Origin of the sequence: Enterococcus sp. DIV0724b (genome assembly GCF_050531475.1) — a bacterium.
In the GTDB taxonomy this organism is placed as follows: domain Bacteria; phylum Bacillota; class Bacilli; order Lactobacillales; family Enterococcaceae; genus Enterococcus_L; species Enterococcus_L haemoperoxidus.
Genome location: NZ_CP172890.1, coordinates 454597 through 473645, shown reverse-complemented (window position 1 = coordinate 473645; position 19049 = coordinate 454597). Strand labels below are relative to the sequence as shown.

Annotated in this window: 16 protein-coding genes and 1 pseudogene; 2 read left to right on the top strand and 15 right to left on the bottom strand. The window is 38.9% G+C overall.

Features of this window, described 5'->3' with window-relative positions; all coding sequences use genetic code 11:
• Positions 1-5 precede the first annotated feature (5 nt).
• A complete protein-coding gene (gene gpmA / locus IGJ02_RS02165) occupies positions 6-692 on the top strand; it encodes a 2,3-diphosphoglycerate-dependent phosphoglycerate mutase (protein ID WP_010761699.1) in 687 nt (228 codons plus the stop codon).
• Between the two features lie 45 nt (positions 693-737).
• Here gpmA and IGJ02_RS02160 read toward each other — a convergent pair whose 3' ends face one another.
• From IGJ02_RS02160 to IGJ02_RS02095, 14 genes and pseudogenes are all read right to left on the bottom strand, one after another.
• Complete coding sequence (locus tag IGJ02_RS02160) at positions 738-1073, bottom strand: hypothetical protein (protein ID WP_430603112.1); 336 nt, start codon at positions 1071-1073, stop codon at positions 738-740.
• 33 nt (positions 1074-1106) lie between these two features.
• A complete protein-coding gene (locus IGJ02_RS02155; protein WP_430603111.1) occupies positions 1107-2297 on the bottom strand; it encodes an iron-containing alcohol dehydrogenase in 1191 nt (396 codons plus the stop codon).
• Positions 2298-2451: 154 nt separating this feature from the next.
• Positions 2452-3159, bottom strand: coding sequence for a purine-nucleoside phosphorylase (gene deoD, locus IGJ02_RS02150; RefSeq protein ID WP_010761702.1), 708 nt, complete (start codon positions 3157-3159; stop codon positions 2452-2454).
• A 26-nt stretch (positions 3160-3185) separates the two neighbouring features.
• A complete protein-coding gene (locus tag IGJ02_RS02145) occupies positions 3186-4004 on the bottom strand; it encodes a purine-nucleoside phosphorylase (protein ID WP_430603109.1) in 819 nt (272 codons plus the stop codon).
• A gap of 10 nt (positions 4005-4014) precedes the next feature.
• Entirely contained in the window at positions 4015-5181 is a 1167-nt protein-coding gene (gene deoB / locus IGJ02_RS02140; protein WP_010761704.1) for a phosphopentomutase, read from the bottom strand.
• A 93-nt stretch (positions 5182-5274) separates the two neighbouring features.
• Complete coding sequence (locus IGJ02_RS02135; protein WP_010761705.1) at positions 5275-6237, bottom strand: ABC transporter permease; 963 nt, start codon at positions 6235-6237, stop codon at positions 5275-5277.
• On the bottom strand, positions 6237-7370 hold the full coding sequence (locus IGJ02_RS02130; RefSeq protein WP_010761706.1) for an ABC transporter permease: 1134 nt from the start codon (positions 7368-7370) through the stop codon (positions 6237-6239). The genes IGJ02_RS02135 and IGJ02_RS02130 overlap by 1 nt, the downstream gene beginning before the upstream one ends.
• Complete coding sequence (locus tag IGJ02_RS02125) at positions 7363-8928, bottom strand: ABC transporter ATP-binding protein (RefSeq protein WP_010761707.1); 1566 nt, start codon at positions 8926-8928, stop codon at positions 7363-7365. The genes IGJ02_RS02130 and IGJ02_RS02125 overlap by 8 nt, the downstream gene beginning before the upstream one ends.
• A gap of 181 nt (positions 8929-9109) precedes the next feature.
• Positions 9110-10207: a BMP family lipoprotein gene (locus IGJ02_RS02120; protein ID WP_430603108.1), complete on the bottom strand. Its 1098-nt coding sequence runs from the start codon at positions 10205-10207 to the stop codon at positions 9110-9112.
• Positions 10208-10516: 309 nt separating this feature from the next.
• Positions 10517-10912, bottom strand: a complete 396-nt coding sequence (locus IGJ02_RS02115) for a cytidine deaminase (protein WP_010761709.1) — start codon at positions 10910-10912, stop codon at positions 10517-10519.
• Positions 10913-10936: 24 nt separating this feature from the next.
• Entirely contained in the window at positions 10937-11599 is a 663-nt protein-coding gene (gene deoC / locus IGJ02_RS02110) for a deoxyribose-phosphate aldolase (RefSeq protein WP_034683556.1), read from the bottom strand.
• Positions 11600-11617: 18 nt separating this feature from the next.
• Complete coding sequence (locus tag IGJ02_RS02105) at positions 11618-12919, bottom strand: pyrimidine-nucleoside phosphorylase (protein ID WP_430603106.1); 1302 nt, start codon at positions 12917-12919, stop codon at positions 11618-11620.
• Positions 12920-13056: 137 nt separating this feature from the next.
• Positions 13057-14070, bottom strand: a complete 1014-nt coding sequence (locus IGJ02_RS02100; protein WP_010761712.1) for a LacI family DNA-binding transcriptional regulator — start codon at positions 14068-14070, stop codon at positions 13057-13059.
• A 202-nt stretch (positions 14071-14272) separates the two neighbouring features.
• Positions 14273-14759, bottom strand: a pseudogene (locus tag IGJ02_RS02095) (AmiS/UreI family transporter).
• 192 nt (positions 14760-14951) lie between these two features.
• On the opposite strand from IGJ02_RS02095, the gene add reads away from it, so the two are divergent.
• Entirely contained in the window at positions 14952-15959 is a 1008-nt protein-coding gene (add, locus tag IGJ02_RS02090; protein ID WP_430603104.1) for an adenosine deaminase, read from the top strand.
• Between the two features lie 192 nt (positions 15960-16151).
• Here the strand turns inward: add and IGJ02_RS02085 are convergent, their stop codons facing one another.
• Positions 16152-18908, bottom strand: a complete 2757-nt coding sequence (locus IGJ02_RS02085) for an endo-beta-N-acetylglucosaminidase (protein WP_430603103.1) — start codon at positions 18906-18908, stop codon at positions 16152-16154.
• Positions 18909-19049 lie beyond the last annotated feature (141 nt).

Below are 19049 nucleotides of genomic sequence, written 5' to 3'. Positions count from 1 at the left end.
TATACATGCCAAAATTAGTATTTTCTCGTCATGGACTTAGTGAATGGAATGCGTTAAATCAATTTACAGGTTGGGCTGACGTAGATTTAGCACCACAAGGTGTTGAAGAAGCAATCGAAGGCGGACGCAAAATCAAAGAAGCTGGAATTGAATTTGATGTAGCTTATACTTCTGTATTAACTCGTGCTATCAAAACTTGTAACTTAATTTTAGAGAACTCAGATCAATTATGGGTTCCTCAAATCAAATCTTGGCGCTTAAACGAACGTCACTATGGTAAATTACAAGGTTTAAACAAACAAGAAACTGCTGAAAAATATGGAGATGACCAAGTACACATTTGGCGTCGTTCTTACGATACTTTACCTCCATTGATGGAAGCGACTGATGAAGGTTCTGCAGCAAACGATCGTCGTTATGCAATGTTAGACCAACGCGATATTCCAGGTGGAGAAAACTTGAAAGTTACTCTAGAACGTGCGTTACCATTCTGGCAAGACGAAATTGCTCCTGCTTTGCTAGACGACAAAACTGTTTTAGTAGCCGCTCATGGTAACTCTTTACGTGCTTTAGCGAAACATATCGAAGGTATTTCAGATGAAGATATCATGGATCTTGAAATCCCAACAGGTCAACCACTTGTTTATGAATTAAACGATGACCTAACAGTAGCTAAAAAATACTACTTATAAAAAACTAAGACTCCTGAAACTGTATAGTTTCAGGAGCTTTTTTACTTATTTCTCTAATACTTCTTTTAATTGTTGTAGCCGATTTGCGATAACTTCTCTCTGTGTTACAAATTCAAAGTCTGACATATTATAGTGAACATAATATTGTCCATCCACCAAACGTACCATGATTGAAGATCTCACTTCCTCTTGTAATGCATCTTTTTGCAACTCTTCACGATAAAATATCCAACTTGTATTCAGTATATCAGTAGCTGTTTTCAAGTCAGTTTGAATAATTCGGCTAATTGTTTCAACTAAGTCTGGTTGTTCTATTTCTTTAAAATAAGCATACCAAAGTGTTCGGTTTTCGGAATACGTTTCATCAAACAACTGCTTCATAGAACTATCCCCTTCTCGCGTCGTTAATCTTAGTTACGCAAAACTAGATTCAGTTAAACATTCACGGTAAATCGCTTCAACATCCGATTCAGCTAACGGAACAAAGGCATCCGTTTTAATCGTGCTGTGTGCAACTGCTTGTTTCGCCATTTCTCCAAATTTTTCCTCATCGATCCCAACAGCTGGTAATGTCATAGGAATATCGCATGCTTTGAAGAAATCATAGGTAGCTTGAATGCCCTTTTTCGCCGCAAGCATTGGGTCAGTCTCAACGATTCCCCAAACATTATGAGCAAACTGTGCAAATCTAGCTACTGTCTGTTCTGAAAGTACATAGTTCATCCAGCGCGGCGTCAAAATAGCCAATCCAATTCCATGAGTAATATCATAAAAGGCACTTAATTCGTGCTCCATCGCATGACATGACCAAACACCATGTTTACCATTTCTTGTCAATCCATTTAGTGCTAAACTACTTGACCACATCAAATTAGCACGAGCATCATAATTATCAGGTTCAGTAAGCGCAATTGGGCAATTTTTAATGACTGCACGCATCAGACCTTCTGAGACAAAGTCTTGCACATCTGTTCCTTCGGTTATATTAAAATAGCTTTCAAATAAGTGGCTTAAGATATCAGCAGAACCTGCCGCTGTTTGATAAGCCGGTACAGTAAATGTCGTGGTCGGATCTAAAAATGAAACTTTCGGCATCATTGCTGGACCACCAACACCTAATTTTTGGTTTGTTGCTAAGTTTGTGATCACAGCACCAATATTCATTTCACTACCCGTTGCAGCTAAAGTTAAGATCGTAACAATCGGTAAGGCTTCACCTTGGAACCCTTTGCGCGCTGCTATGACTTCCCACGGATCTTCATCACTATAAAAACCTGCCGCAATCACTTTGGAACAATCAATCGTCGAACCCCCACCTACAGCTAAAATCACATCGATATCATTTTCACGACATAACACTACGCCTCGACGAACTGTTTCAATACGAGGATTTGGTTCTACATCGCTTAATTCGATAACTTTATTTTGATTTTTTGCAAGTAACTCAATCACTTGATCATATAACCCATTTTTCTTGATACTACCGCCGCCATAAACTAACAGTACATTTGTTCCATAAACATTTAGCACATCTGTCAACTCTGTTGCCAAACGATCTTTCCCAAAACGAATATCTGTTGGTACATAAAATCTAAAATTATCCAATTTTTCTTCCTCCATTCAATTTAGGTTTCTTATTTATATGATAATCTATCAAAAAAGAGTGTCAAGAAAAAGAAATCTTTAACCCTTCTCGATTAAATCGTAGTATAAAAACAGCTCCATCTAAAATCAGGAGCTGTTTCGTTACTTATTTTTATTAACTATTGATTGCTGTTTCCAATCCTACTTCGATCATATCATTGAATGTTGTTTGACGTTCTTCAGCAGTTGTTTCCTCACCTGTTACTAAACTATCGCTAACAGTCATGATCGCCAACGCTTGTACATCAAATTTTGCTGCTAAATAATATAATGCTGCAGCTTCCATTTCAATTGCTAAGACACCTAATTTACCAAGTTCAAAAACGCCATCCATGCTATCTTTATAAAAGACATCATCAGACAACACATTCCCAACATGGGTAACAAAACCTTTTTCTTTCGCCGTTGTGTATGATTTTAACAACAAATCAAAATCAGCGATTTGAGGGAAATCATATTTAGGGAAATCATTACGAATCATTGAAGAAGGCGTTGCTGCCGCTTGTGCAATTACTAAATCTCTCACACGGACTTTCTCTGAGATTGATCCGCAAGTACCAACTCGAATCAATTTTTTTACACCATAAGAATTAATCAGCTCGTGAGCATAAATTGTCGCAGAAGGCATTCCCATTCCTGTTCCTTGAACGGAAACACGTTCGCCTTTATACGTACCTGTGTAACCCAACATCCCTCTTACTTGATTGTAGCACACCGGATTTTCTAAAAATGTTTCGGCGATGTATTTCGCACGTAATGGATCTCCCGGTAATAAAATTTTATCTGCTATTTCGCCTTGTTTGGCTTCGATATGAACACTCATATTTCTTCTCCTTTATAATGAAACTTTTATAGTTCTGCTAATGTCGTTTTAATCAATTCTTTAAATTGAGATTTGACACGCTCTGTTGTTTCTACAACTTCTGCATGATTTAAACTACTTTGCATACCAGCAGCTAAGTTTGTGATGCATGAAATTCCCAAGACTTTCAAACCGCTATGAGCCGCAACAATGACTTCTGATACAGTGGACATTCCAACTGCATCAGCCCCCATTGCACGAGACATGCGAATTTCAGCTGGTGTTTCATATGTCGGGCCTGAATAGCCCATATAAACGCCTTCTTGTAATGGTACATTCTGTTCTTTTGCCACTTTTTTAGCAATTTCAAAGTAAGCAGGCGTATAAGCATGACTCATGTCTGGGAAACGTGGTCCCATCGCTTCGTCATTTTCACCGATCAACGGATTATCTCCCGTAAAATTGATATGGTCTGTGATCAACATCAAGTTACCTGGCGTGAAGTTTTCATTTACGCCACCAGCAGCATTGGTTACTACGATTGAATGAGCGCCCATTGCAGCCATTACACGAACTGGATAGGTCACTTTTTGCATTGAATGGCCTTCATAATAATGGAAACGTCCTTGCATCGCTAATACTTTTTTCCCAGAAAGTGTACCATAAACTAACTTACCAGCATGCCCAACAACTGTTGAAACCGCAAAATGAGGCACTTCTGAAAAAGGAATCGCAATGGCATCTTCTACTTCATCTGCCAGCTCACCTAAACCAGAACCTAAAATCAAGCCAAAATCAACTTCTCCAACGCCTTTTTCTTTTAAAAATGCCGTTGTCTCTTTTAACATCTCACCTATTTTTGTCATTATTTCTCTCCTATACCAGTTTATTTAAAAAGCTTTCGCCATTTTCTGTTTTTGGAACAGCAAAGTTTTCAGCCACAGTTGCTGAAATATCTGCATAATGACCTTGCGGCAAACTACCTTGGCCGTTCATTTTTTTACTGTAAACCAACAATGGAACGTACTCTCTTGTATGATCGGTCCCAGGGAATGTTGGATCATTTCCGTGATCAGCTGTGATCATTAGTAAATCATCTTCTTCCATTGCATCAATGATTTCTGGAAGTCTCAAATCAAACGCTTCAATTGCATGAGCATAGCCAACTACATCACGACGATGACCATATAATGCATCAAAATCAACTAGATTAGTGAAACTTAAACCTTCAAAATCTCGTTTCATCACGTTAAGTAATTGATCTACACCATCCATATTGCTTTTCGTACGAACCGAATCTGTAATCCCTTGGCCATTAAAAATATCATTGATTTTTCCAACTGCAATCACTTCTTTGCCATTATCTTTCAATGAATCAAGAACTGTATGACCAAATGGGTCTAATGCATAATCGTGACGGTTACTTGTTCTAGTAAAGTTCCCAGGTTCACCCACATACGGACGAGCAATGATACGACCAATCATGTAAGGTTCATCTTTGGTAATATCACGAACGTACTGACAAATACGGTATAATTCATCCAACGGAATGATTTCTTCATGCGCTGCAATTTGCAACACTGGATCAGCAGACGTATACACGATCAAATCTCCTGTTTCCATTTGATGTTGGCCATAGTCATCAATGACTGCAGTTCCACTATATGGTTTATTACAAACAATTTTACGTCCTGAAAATTCTTCGATTTGTTTTAATAATTCATCTGGAAATCCATCTGGGAATACTCGGAAAGGTTTTTGAATATTTAAACCCATGATTTCCCAGTGACCAGTCATCGTGTCTTTACCGACTGAAATTTCTTCTAATTTTGTTGCATAACCTTTATGATCAGCAACAGCTTCTACATTGTGAAGAGGAGCGATTGTTCCTAGTCCTAGATTTTCTAAATTAGGAATTGTTAAACCGGCTTCTTTTGCGATATGACCTAATGTATCACTACCTACATCGCCAAATTTTTCAGCATCAGGTGCTTCCCCGATACCGACTGAATCCATTACAACTAAATGCACACGTTTAAACATAACCATCCTTCTTTCTTAGTTTTACTTACTATTTGATAAAAAGGGCATGACTTTAGAAATTGTCCCATAGCCCCGCCCTTTTATACTCTATATTTATTTAGATTTGATGTAATTTTTCCCAATTGCTTTTGGTCCAGAAGCTTTTCCTAAGAAAACGACTAAAACAATAATGGTCAACACATATGGTGCTGCTTGTAAATAAACAGCTGGTATTGATGAAATTACTGGTAAGTTTGATCCGGCAATACTGATATTTTGAGCAAAACCGAAGAATAATGCTGCTCCCATTGCACCTAACGGATTCCATTTACCAAAGATCATCGCCGCCATTGAAATAAAGCCTTGTCCAGCAATCGTTGTTACTGCAAAACGACCAGCGATCGTTTGAGCAAAAACTGCTCCACCGATCCCACCTAAAAAGCCAGAGATCAAAACACCTGCATAACGCATTACGTAAACATTGATTCCAAGTGTATCTGCTGCTTGAGGATTTTCACCGACTGAACGAAGGCGCAATCCAAAACGTGTTTTGAATAACACGAACCAAGAAAGAATAGCAACTAGAATCGCTACAAAAGCTGGTAAAGTTGTTTGTTTGAAGAATAAGTCTCCCAAAATAGGAATATCCTTCAAAATCGGGAATGAGAAGTAACCAAATGATTCTGTGATCGTATCTGTTTGGCCTTTTCCATAGATTACTTTGATTAAGAAAATACCCAAAGCTGGTGCCATCAAATTGACCACCGTTCCACTGATGATGTGGTCCGCTCTTAAATTAATTGTTGCAACTGCATGGAGTAATGAGAATAGCATCCCAACCACTCCGCCTACCAGACAAGCAAGCCAAGGCGTTGCTGCACCAAAAGTTTCAGCAAAAGTTAAATTAAATACGACTGAGCTAAAAGCTCCCATAACCATGATTCCTTCAAGTCCTACGTTTACAATACCACTACGTTCGGAAAAAGTCCCACCCAAAGCCGTGAAAACTAAAGGAGTAGAATAAACCAAAGTTTGTGTAATAATCGGCGCTAATACAGCGATTAATGCAATATCCATTAGATTTTTCCTCCTTCTTGACTTGTCGGATCTGATTTTCCAACTAATTCTTCAACAATCGCAACTTCTTTTTTACTACCTGAAGCTTTCGCTAATAAGAAGCGGATCAAATAGCTGATTGCCACAAAGAAAATAATTGCTGCAATAACAACATCCACTAATTCGATTGGCACACCAGCACGAAGCGGCATTCCTTGACCACCCAGCTTCAGCACACTGAAGAGGATCGCCGATAAGAATATCCCGACTGAACTTCCTGCTCCCAGCAAGGAAATAGCCATTCCGTCAAATCCAATACTTAATGAAGAGCCCTGAACAAAGAAGTTGCCAAATGTTCCTAATCCCAGAACCACACCGCCAAGACCAGCTAGTGTTCCTGAAATAACCATTGACATCACAATTGTTCGTTTACTGCTCATCCCCGCATATTCAGAAGCGAATGGATTTAAACCAACTGAACGGATTTCATAGCCTAATGTCGTTTTCTTCATAAGGAACCAAATCAACACTAAGAAAATAAGTGCCATAAAAATACCAATATTCAAACGAGAACCGCTACTTAATTCTTTCAAAAATCCTGTTCGCAAACTAGCATTTTCTCCAATGACTTTCGTAACACCTTTGTTTGTCATCAAATCTTTTGACATTACATTGTTAACAATGTGCGTACTTGTATAAAGAAAAACATAATTCAGCATGATCGTAACGATTACTTCACTTGTACCAAAGAAAGCACGTAGTAATCCTGGAATCGCTGCAGCCAGCGCTCCAGCTAATGCCCCTGCAAGAACCGCTAATGGCAGAACAACCATTCGAGGTGCATCCGGCATAGAAAGTGCTACCCAAATACTTGTTACCCAACCACACAACGCTTGACCTGAAAGACCGATATTAAAGAATCCAGCTGAATTTGCTACTGCAAATCCTAACGCGGTAAAAATCAAAGGTCCTGCTGTTACAAAAATTTCGCCGATACTTTTCGGACTTTGAAATGCAGTCTTAAGCATCGCTTGGTATCCAGCAATTGGATCCTGCCCTGAAATTAACATAATAATTGCACCGAGAATAAATCCCATCAATACTGATAAAATAGGAACTAAAATATTCCGTATTCTTTCTGACCGATTATTCAACTGCCTCACCCGCCTTTTGACTTAATTCGGCTCTTGCTTCTTCTAATGAATACCCAGCCATTAATAATCCTAATTCGTTTTCACTCGTTTCTTTTGGATCAACGATTCCAACGATTTTTCCTGCATGAATAACCGCGATACGGTCTGATACATTTAAAATCTCATCTAATTCAAAACTAACAACCAATACCGCTTTGTCTTTATCTCGTTGTTCAATCAAACGTTTATGGATATATTCAATCGCGCCAACATCCAATCCACGAGTTGGTTGAGAGACAATCAATAAATCAGGGTTACGATCAATTTCTCTAGCAATGATTGCTTTTTGCTGATTACCTCCTGACAACGCTTTAGCTGGAACTAGTTCATTGACTGTTCGTACATCATATTCTTCAATCAATCTACGAGCGTAGGAGTTGATCTGATTGTAATTCAAAACGCCAGTGTTACTTAATGGCTTTTTATAGTAGGTTTGTAACGCAATATTTTCGGCCAATGTCATATCTAAGATCAATCCATATTTATGACGGTCTTCAGGCACATGTCCAACACCTGCTTCTGTAATCGCACGGGGTTGTTTGTTCGTGATCGCTGTCCCTCTTAATTCAACTGATCCACTTTCTGATTTACGTAATCCAGTTAAAGCTTGAATCAGCTCTGTCTGACCATTACCATCAATTCCTGCAATCCCGACTACTTCACCTGCCCGTACATCTAAGCTAAGGCTTTTAACCGCTTCTAAACCACGACTTTCTTTCACAACTAAATCTTTGATTGAAAGAACTACTTCTTTAGGTTCTGGCGCTTTCTTTTCTGTTTTAAACGAAACAGAACGCCCTACCATCATGTCCGCTAATTGTTGTGAAGAAACATCTTTGACATTTACTGTATCAATACTTTGACCACGGCGAATAACTGTACAGCGATCCGCTACTTTTTTAATTTCATCTAATTTATGTGTAATCAAGATGATTGATTTGCCTTCTTGTACAAGTCCACGCATGATTTCCATCAACTCATCGATTTCTTGAGGAGTCAAAACTGCTGTTGGCTCATCAAAAATCAAGACATCCGCTCCGCGATACAACGTTTTCAAAATTTCCACTCGTTGTTGCGCTCCTACAGAGATATCCCGAATATATGCGCTTGGATCTACCGATAGTCCATATTGCTCAGAAACTCGTTTGATTTCTGCTGTTGCCTTTTTACGGTCTAATACACCAGCATTTGTTGGTTCGCTTCCTAGAATAATGTTTTCCGTTACTGTAAAAGCATCTACCAACATAAAGTGTTGATGGACCATCCCAATTCCTAAACGATTTGCTGCAGTGGGGCCATTGATTGTTACCTTTGAACCGTTCATAAAAATTTCACCCGAAGTTGGTTCTAATAAACCGGATAAAATATTCATCAGAGTTGATTTCCCTGCACCATTTTCTCCAAGCAATGCATGGATTTCTCCAGGCCGGACAGTTAAGTTGATATTATCATTCGCCTTAAATGTTCCAAACTGCTTAGTGATATTGCGCATCTCAATTACATAGTTTTCCTGAGCCACATTTTTCACTTCCTAACAATTTAATCACTTGCATCATCTATTAATACGGTACTTCTAAAAAAATAAAGTAGCTTTTAGGCACTTAAAGAAAGAAAATGAATAGTTATATGATTCGTTTTCCTTCTTTAAAAGCTTAATAAACTCTTAGCGCTGCTATTACCACAGCGCTAAGTAGAGTAATTTATTCTTTTACATCTTTTGGCACTTCTGGAACAGTGATTTTTTCAGCGATGATTTCTTCTTTCGCTTCATCAACAGCTTTTTGTGCTTCGTCTGATAAATAGCCTTTTGTCAAATCAACACCGCCATCTTTCAAACCGTAAACTAAGTGTTCGCCACCAGGGAATTTATCTTCTAATGCACGATTAGAGATGTCTTGTACTGCAGCTCCTACACCTTTAAGAGTTGATGTTAAAGTGAAGTTATCTTCTTTACCATCTTTTGTTTTGTATTTACCTTCTTTGTCTTGGTCACTATCTACACCAATAACCCAAACTTTGTCTTTTGAACCTGTTTCATTCAAGTCTTTTGCTTCTTGGAAAACGCCTTGACCTGTACCGCCTGAAGCATGGAAGATGATGTCAGCGCCTTTTTGGTACATAGAAGCAGCTAATGCTTTCCCTTTAGCAGGATCTCCAAATGAAGCAGCATATTCAACTTCAACTTTAATGTCTTTGTTCAATTTTTTCGCTGTATCGATTACACCTTGGTGGAAACCAGCTTCAAAACGGTCAATAACCGCGCCTTCTTCACCACCGATAAACCCTACAGTGTTTGTTTTTGTTGTATGTGCTGCTGCTACACCAGCTAAATATGAAGCTTCTTGGTCTTTAAATGTTGCAGATACTATGTTATCTTTTCCTTCGATGACACTATCAATGATACCAAATTGTGTATCTGGGTTTGCATCAGCTGCAGTACCGATAGAATCAGCTAATAAGTAGCCAATACCAAAGACTGTTTTAAATCCGTTAGAAACGGCTGTATCAATATTTGTTACGTATTCTGAAGCGTCGTTTGATTGAATATAATCAAAACCATCTGCTCCTTTTTTCAAATCATGTTCTTTACCCCAAGCTTGTAAACCTTCCCAAGCTGATTGGTTGAATGAACGGTCGTCTACCCCACCGATATCAGTAACGATTACAACGCTATGATCAGCGTCCCCACCTGCTGATTTTCCACCTGTTGAATCTTTTTTACCTCCACCACATGCTGCTAATGCAACTGTTAAAGCTAGTGCAGTCAAGCCAAAACCAAATAATTTTGCTTTTTTCATCTCTGTAAAGCCCCCTAAAATAGTTTTATATTTTCAACAGCCGGATGACTGAATGAAACAAGATAATAGTGAAACAACTCTCTCTTCGGTCGTCTTGTACTTTTCAACATCAAATCACTTTGTTCATTGTGTTTCTAAGCAAAGCGGAAAGAACCGCTTAGACCTCGAACAACCAAAGTAGGTACCTTTTTACATCAACTCTTTTCATTCGTTGTGTATCAAGGCAATTAGGAAAATGATAGAAAGATGTTTTTTATCTTTCTAGCATTTTATCTATTTGTTGAGAGGTTTGGTTCATGTAGCTAGATCTCATAAATCTTTTTCCGTAAATGCATAGGGTAATAATTCGCCGACAGTCATTTCTTTCGTCACACCATGTTCGCCGACTAATGTAACTGGCATTTCAGGCGCAAAAAATTCAGCCATCACTTGGCGGCACGCACCGCACGGAGAGATTGGCTCAGGTGTATTCCCTGCAATCACTATATGTTGAAACTCGCGTTCCCCTTCTGAAACAGCTTTGAAAATCGCTGTCCGTTCGGCACAATTGGTCAATCCGTATGAAGCATTTTCGATATTGACGCCTTGATACGTTTGTCCCGATTTGGTAACGAGGCAAGCTCCCACTGGAAAGTGAGAATAAGGTACATATGCTTTTGTTAATGCATCGTCTGCAATAGCTAACCATTCTTGTTTTGCTGTCATTTGTCCGCCACTTTCTTCTTTAGATTAATAACCTGCTCCTGTAGCGCCTTCCATGATTGCAACACCAGCACTTGTTCCAATACGGGTAGCACCTGCTTCGATCATCGCTTGTGCCTCTGCTTCATTATGAATCCCGCCAGAGGCTTTGACCCCCATATCTGGTCCTACTGTTTCACGCATTAGTTTAACATCTGCTACAGTTGCTCCACCTGTTGAAAAACCAGTTGACGTTTTGACGAAATCTGCACCAGCTTCTTTAGCCAGTTCACAAACCTTGATTTTTTCTTCATCTGTAAGTAACGCCGTCTCGATGATTACTTTAACTAAAGCTTTGCCTTTGGCTGCATCAACAACTGCTTGAATATCTTTTAAAACTTTTTTGTATTGCTTAGATTTTAGTGCACCGACATTAATGACCATGTCAACTTCTGTGGCACCATTGTTGATTGCATCCGTTGCTTCATAGGCTTTTACTTCTGATGTATTAGCACCTAAAGGAAAACCAATTACCGTACACACATCAACAGAAGTTCCTGCTAAGTGTTCTTTTGCTAAGGCAACCCAACATGGATTGATACAAACTGAGAAGAATTCATATTTTTTTGCTTCTTCAATAATTCGTAAAACATCCTCTTCTTTTGCATCTGCTTTTAAAATAGTGTGGTCAATCATTTGATTTATTTCCATTATTTTTTTACACATCCTTTATGCTGTTATTATATCATGAATCAGCTCAGGTTCAGTGCCAGAACTGCCGATTTCGATATTTTTATATAAAAGTTCTTTTACGTTCTCAATTGATTCTGAATTGGCATAAATAGTCAGCAACGATTCTCCTGATTCAACTGGCATACCGACTTTTTTATGAAGCTTGATGCCTACAGCATGGTCGACTGAATCTTCTTTCGTCGCTCGTCCTGCACCTAAAAGCATTGCGGCGATACCGATTTCATTTGCAACGATTTTTTGTACAACTCCAGCTGTTTTTGCTGGTAACTCTATTTGATATTTGGCTGTTAATAAACGATCTGGGTGATCGATGATACTATCATCTCCCCCTTGATTGCGAATCATCTCACGGAATTTATCCAAGGCTTTCCCTGATTCTAGCGCCTCTTTTAACATCGCACGCGCTTTGTCTAATGTATCAGCTTTTTTAGCTAAAACAACCATTTGACTTCCTAAGATATAACACATTTCCATTAGATCTTCCGGTCCTTTTCCTTGAAGTGTCTCAATTGCTTCAACAACTTCTAAGCTATTGCCAATTGCTTCACCTAACGGTTGGGACATATCCGAAATCACTGCCATTGTCTGACGGTTGGCTAAGTGTCCGATTCGAACCATTGTTTGAGCTAAGCGGCGTGCTTCATCAATGTTTTTCATAAAAGCACCTTCACCTGTCGTTACATCCAAAACGATCGCATCAGCTCCAGCTGCAATTTTTTTACTCATGATGGAACTTGCAATCAACGGAATCGAATTGACTGTTGCAGTAACGTCACGCAATGCATACAATTTTTTATCGGCTGGTGCTAACTCACCAGATTGGCCGATGACTGCTACATGGCTTTCATTTACCAATCGAATAAATTCTTCATCCGGTATCTCTACATGAAATCCAGGAATCGCTTCTAACTTATCAAGAGTCCCACCGGTATATCCAAGTCCTCTGCCAGACATTTTGGCTACACTAGCACCAACACTTGCAACAAGTGGTGCTAAGATCAACGTTGTGGTATCACCAACACCGCCAGTAGAATGCTTATCGACCTTTATTCCTTTGATCGATGAAAGATCAATCATCTCACCTGAATTAGCCATAGCCAATGTCAGTGTTGTAATTTCTTCATCCGTCATATCTTTGTAAAAAACAGTCATTAAAAATGCGCTCATCTGATAATCCGGAATATCCCCTTTGGTATAGCCGGAAACAATGAATTGAATCTCTTCATCTGTTAAAACCAGTCCATCACGTTTTTTCTCGATCAAATCTACCATTCTCATGCTTTTTTCCTCCGAATCAATCCTCAAGGATGTATTATACACTAAAATCATTCAGGTTAAAACCTTTTAGTAAAACAGTTTACTAACGCTTACATATTTTGAAAACGCTTATAACACGAACATTAAATCAAATCGCTCTAATTGTCAATCGATTTCGTGCTATTTCTTAAAATAAATGTTGTATCAAATATTTTATTTGGCATTTTTTTCTCTGGGTCATTGATTGCTTCTACCAAAAATTGCGCTGCATAAAAGCCAATATCAAAACTAGGTTGATAAACTGTAGTTAACCCTGGCACCAAGTATTCTGAAATTTCTAACCCATCGAATCCGATAACCGAAATATCATCTGGAATCTTTTTTCCATCCTCTTCAATCGCCTGATAAGCACCCATTGCCATTTCATCATTTCCACAAAAAATAGCTGTAATTTCTGAATTTTTCAATACGTTTTTGGCCGCAATATAACCACCACCTAAATTCAAATCTCCACTGCTCATGTATTCCTCTCTTACTGGAATACCATTATCTTTTAGCGCATGCTGATACGCGGTTACCCGTTCTGTCAGCTGATAGTAACCATCATTTTCTTTCAGCATAGCAATATGCCGATGCCCTTGTTCAATCAACGAACATACCGCTTGATAGGCACCTTCATATTCTTTTACAATCAAACGGCCGTTTTCTCGAGGATTGATACCACGATCGACCAAAATCACCGGAACTTTACGTTTGTTCTTATTCCGCAAAATATGATCCACCGGCAAAACATTCGGCGTCGCAAAAATGATTCCATCAACTGAACGATGCACCAGTTCAGTAACATACTGCGTCGCCTTATCTTCATCGTGCTTTGAATTACACAATAAAATCATGTAGCCCAATGAATTCAAATACGTTTCTACACCCTCGATTACTTTAGCAAAGAAAAAATCGGTTACATCAGGCACGACCATACCAATTGTTTTTGAATGGCGAGTGATGATGTTTGAAGCAAAATAATCTGGCTTGTAATCATATTCTTCTACCACAGCTAGAACCTTATTTCTTGTTTTTTCACTAAAACGGCTGCCTTTGTCATTGATGATCTGTGACACCGTCGTGACCGATACACCTGCCATATCTGCAATTTCTTTAATCGTCAATTTCATCGTTCATTCTCCCTTTATTGACAAGACCTACCAACCATGTCAACGTTTTCAAAACACATTTCGAATGACTCTAGTTTAGCAGAATTTTATGGAATAGAATAGCTTAACAAAAAAATCCTGCTATTCTCACACAAAAATAGCAGAACCGCTCACCGATTTTTTATATCAACTCAAACACTGCCAGCAAGCGATCAAATTATTTTTACCAGTTATTTGTTAACATTAAAAATCCTGGAATCCAACATGTGACAACTCCTTCAAAAATCGCATAATACAACACAGGTTTGCCAATTTCCTTTTTCAACACATACTCAATGAAACCTGTCAGCCATAAAATCCCCCATGATAACCAGATCAAGGCAAAACGCCAGTCACCATCGACTGTATAGGATATATAGGCTGCTGGAATCGTATTTACTGCCACAAAAAAAGCAAATATTCCATAAATACGCATCATCTAAATCAAAGATATAAATCAGACCAACCATCAAATACGTAAACGCAAATAAATAACCTGTTCCTGCATCATAATAGGCACCTCTAAATAAATAAATCGTGTTGATCATAAAAGATAAACTTCCTGTCATCAAGTTGATCAAGCCTGTCGATTTTTTGTCTACACCAGCTAACCCACAATAGCCATTGCTGATCAGTGTGATTGCTACAAATAATAGTCCTACTCCTAACACTACATTCCCTCCAATGACTTATCAAAAAAAGACCGTTTTCTACTGAAATATTTTACTTTAAAATGCTGAAAAAAACCACCTTCTTCTACAGATCGTTCCTCTCTTATTGACAGCACCTGTAACACGTGTTAAAGTCTTCAAAATACTTACTGAGCGCAACCGTCGTTCCACCAAGACAGAGAGGATGATACCGTGAAACGTGAACATGTTAAAAATCTACCTAAAATCGAGCTGCATTGCCATTTAGATGGATCGATTCGACCTGAAACTTTACGAAAGATAGCAGATCAGCAAGGCATTTCTCTACCTGTAGATAATAAAAAATTAAAAGAGTTGTTAGTTGCACCTATTGATTGCCAAGATTTAAATGACTATCTAGAACGGTTTGATTTAGTTTTAACTTGTCTGCAAACAGAAGAAGCATTAAAAACAGCTGCAATCGATGTTATCAGTCAAGCAGCAGAGGAAAATATCCAATATATCGAAGTCCGATTTGCCCCATCTCTCCACACTGAAAAAGGACTCTCTTTACCTAAAATAATTACAGCAGTTTTAGCAGGGCTCGAATATGGTCAACACCAATTTGGTGTAAAAAGTAACGCCTTATTGTGCGGCATGCGCCACGAAGAATTAGCCGATATCGAAAAAGTTGTTCGCTTAGCTGAAGAATTTAAGACAAACGGCATCGTTGGTTTCGACCTTGCTGGAAATGAAATAGATTTTCCACCCTATACCTTCGAAGAAACCTTAAATTTAGTCGATCACTTAAATATTCCATTAACACTTCACGCTGGCGAATGTGGTTGCGGAAAAAATGTTGCAGATGCTATTCATCTAGGTGCCAAACGAATTGGACACGGTATTGCGTTGAAAGACACACCAGAATACTTTTCATTGTTGCAGGAAAGAGATACCTTAATCGAAATGTGCCCTACGAGCAACTTCCAAACCAAAACCGTCACTCACTTAGCAGATTATCCTTTCAAAACATTCTTGGATAACGGTATCAAGATTTGCATCAACACAGATAATCGAACTGTCTCTGATACAACATTAACAGATGAGTTTATGAAACTTCACGAATGGTATGGCATTACTTATGCCGATATGGAACAATTGAATCACAACGCAGTCGCGGGTGCTTTCATCTCTGAAAATGAAAAACAAATCCTTCACGAACAGTTAACAAATAATTATTGATTCGTTTTAACAAAAAAAAGGTAAAATGGGCGTCTTACGCAGCATTCTACCTTTTTTGTGTCTTTGTCAAGACAAACATTTTTCTCCAAAGGACTTCAACTCATAGAGCTTTAGCTCTTATAAGTCGATATGATCGAAATGGAGCGTGTTTGCTTTTTTCTCGCCATTTATTTGAATTTAGCGTGCGAACCTTTAGTTTCGTCCCACACCATTAACGATTCCCGTTTGATTTACTCCAATAATCTGCCAATCATAAATTCTAGCCGTTTTTCCATTTTGTTCCGCTTTTTCTAACGAAAGTTTGACATATCTAGCTTCAACTAAACTAATGGCATCCCGACTACTATCTGAAGTATTGCCTCGATGCTGAACAACGGTTGTCCAATTATTTCCATCACGGCTTACGGAAATATCATAATCTCTGGTATTCCATTCCGGACTTTCACCACCTGCTCCAGCATGAAATAACGCAAAACCAGAAATAGTTTTGACTGCGCCTAGATCTGCTATCATCCATGGTTTATCGTTTGCATTATCACACCACTTCGTAGTTACATCACCATCCAGTGCAAAGCGATAACTTTCACGGTCATTCGTATAACCGGAACCTTGAGTAGCTGTTGTAGTTGGTAGCGTAGAGAGATTTTCTATTGTGATGCCAGCACTTGGATCATAAACATGTAGATAGTTTTCTTTAATAACTGCCGTCTCGCCAGAAGCATTCACTGCTATAGCTTTTACTGTATAAACACCTGATTTAGTAAAAGAAAATGTGACTTCTTTGCCTGATGCGGTTTGCGGTGTTGCGCCCATCACTTCCCAATTGACGGTTTCCGTAGATTTTGAAACAGTCGCAGATAAGGTGATCGTGTCCCCTGCTGGAATCAGTGTGCTGCTAGCATTGACTGCTATCTCCGGTTTTTTCAATGTTTCAAATGTATAAATCGCTGAAGTGCCTTTATTTTGTTCTTCTCGGCCATAATGGTCAACTGGAATCACCCGATAGCTAGTATTTTCCCCTTTTCGCTCTTGATTTAATAGGGTATAAGAATGATTGGCTGTTTCACCTTCAAATTGCAGTTGCCCCCCAACTTCCCGATAAATGCGGTAAGAAGCAGTATTTTCGCCTTTAGTCTGCCAACTCATTCGAATACTTTCAGTTAAATCATCTACTACTGTTTTTCCAGAAAAAACAAGATTACTAACAGTACTGACTGGTGTTTTCTTTTCTTTGCCAAGTTTTAATTGCCCTAAATAAATCGTTGTAGGACCACTCTCCGTCTTTTTCACATTCAGCCCAACTGCTGTCACAGTTTGATCGTTTGCAGGTTTTAATGAATAAGTCGTTTGTACCCAGCCATTCGCTAAAGCTTGTTGTTGTCCTTGAATGGTTAAAGGTTGTTCCTTTCCTTTTAGCTCTAGGACTAAAGAAGCTTCATCGGCTCCTTTCGTCACTACTGTTGCTGTATCTGATGCGTTAACTTTTAATTGAGAAGCGTATAATTTAATAAAGGTTTGTTGTTCCGCTGTCATCGCTCCAGATAACTTAATCGATGAACCGCCATTAAATGCGTCTTCATAGCTTATTGCTGCTTCAAGTTGATTACCTTCTTCATTATCAATGACCCAACGATACGTCGGTAAAACATCTTGAACACTACGATTATTAAAGGTTCCTTCTTTTGCTTTGGTTCCATTTAGATAAAAAGCATCTCCATTCCCCACATTAAAATTCGTTAAAAAAGGGAGACTTGTTACAGGCGTTTTTTCTACATAATAACGGGAAACACCTTGCCACTCGTTTTTCGGACTTTCTACATTACGAGGGTCACCTTGAGGATTTATCCAAAGTAATTTTTCATTTTCCCAATAACGTTCAATATCGTATTGACCACCATCTCGTAACGTCCAATCCGGACAGTAGAGACCTAAAGACACCAGTGGCTGACCATTTCCATCTAAGATACTACTTGGCTTCCGGCGGCTATTTACACCGTTTGCTTGAACATCGATTCCAGCAAACAAATCATACGGATCTCGTTTCAACTGAGTTGCTTTTTCCCTAGATGAAGCGAGACCTTGCCAACGAAAATCAATAAACATCTTATCGGAAACACGTTTTTCCCCTTCTTGGAAATACCCTTGGTTTTGCTCATTCAACGCTCCTTGCCAGTCGACATGGCCATTTGGAAGCATAGAGTCATACCAAATAACTTGCTGATTTTTAGGTTTACGTACCTGTAAATAGCTCATGAATTCTTTCATTGCGCTGGCAGTTTGTGCATCAACATTGGTTTCTTGATTGATAAACCAGCCATCAAACCCATAGGCAGCGGACATTTCAAGTAGTTTATCCGCCATTGGAAAATTGCCGTTTTGATCTTTTTGCACAAATTGCGCTACCCATTCCGCTTTTCCACCATATGCTTCTGGCGGAAAGAAAACTGTCCCCACGACTGGCACGCCATTTCGATGTGCCGAATCAGTGACATCACCACTTGGCGGAACGATGATTCCTTCGCCAGAAGAGCCTGCCCAAGCCACCAAAGTATCTACATATTGCCAGTTGGTAAAATTATAGACAGCTTTATCTGTCCCCCCTTGAGAGGGCGTTCCTTTGGTATGTCGATTTACGATTGCAATCGACAATACTTTGGCCTCTGTACTTTGATCGGCATTCATTTTCTTCCCTTTCACTCTAGTGGCTAAAGGAACGTTAGATACATTAAACGGCGCATCCGGGTCATTTTTGGGCGTCCATTTTAGTAAGGTTTCAGGAAATAAAGCTGTAGATTCTGGTACTTGATCAAACAACGGGATAGTTGTTTCCTGACTCACTTCAGTTGACTCTGCGTAACCATTTGCTACGAACATCACATTTGCTCCAATCGTCAAAGCAAGCGCAGCGCTCGATAAACAAAACATACTTTTCCAAGTTTTTCTTTTCAATGAATGAACCTCCTTAGTCTTTTGCCCAAAGTTTCAGCATTTTTCATTCTTACACAAAATGTTAACGCTTTCTTTTTGTTTTATAAATAGACAAACTATAGCACTTATATCAAAAAGTATAGGTTTCATTTACACGTGACC

Bases quoted from the DNA above. Each gene is read 5' to 3' on its own strand.
- gpmA (WP_010761699.1), top strand. From the start codon at position 6: ATGCCAAAATTAGTATTTTCTCGTCATGGACTTAGTGAATGGAATGCG.
- IGJ02_RS02160 (WP_430603112.1), bottom strand. From the start codon at position 1,073: ATGAAGCAGTTGTTTGATGAAACGTATTCCGAAAACCGAACACTTTGG.
- deoD (WP_010761702.1), bottom strand. From the start codon at position 3,159: ATGAGTGTTCATATCGAAGCCAAACAAGGCGAAATAGCAGATAAAATT.
- IGJ02_RS02145 (WP_430603109.1), bottom strand. From the start codon at position 4,004: ATGACAAAAATAGGTGAGATGTTAAAAGAGACAACGGCATTTTTAAAA.
- deoB (WP_010761704.1), bottom strand. From the start codon at position 5,181: ATGTTTAAACGTGTGCATTTAGTTGTAATGGATTCAGTCGGTATCGGG.
- IGJ02_RS02135 (WP_010761705.1), bottom strand. From the start codon at position 6,237: ATGGATATTGCATTAATCGCTGTATTAGCGCCGATTATTACACAAACT.
- IGJ02_RS02120 (WP_430603108.1), bottom strand. From the start codon at position 10,207: ATGAAAAAAGCAAAATTATTTGGTTTTGGCTTGACTGCACTAGCTTTA.
- IGJ02_RS02115 (WP_010761709.1), bottom strand. From the start codon at position 10,912: ATGACAGCAAAACAAGAATGGTTAGCTATTGCAGACGATGCATTAACA.
- deoC (WP_034683556.1), bottom strand. From the start codon at position 11,599: ATGGAAATAAATCAAATGATTGACCACACTATTTTAAAAGCAGATGCA.
- IGJ02_RS02105 (WP_430603106.1), bottom strand. From the start codon at position 12,919: ATGAGAATGGTAGATTTGATCGAGAAAAAACGTGATGGACTGGTTTTA.
- IGJ02_RS02100 (WP_010761712.1), bottom strand. From the start codon at position 14,070: ATGAAATTGACGATTAAAGAAATTGCAGATATGGCAGGTGTATCGGTC.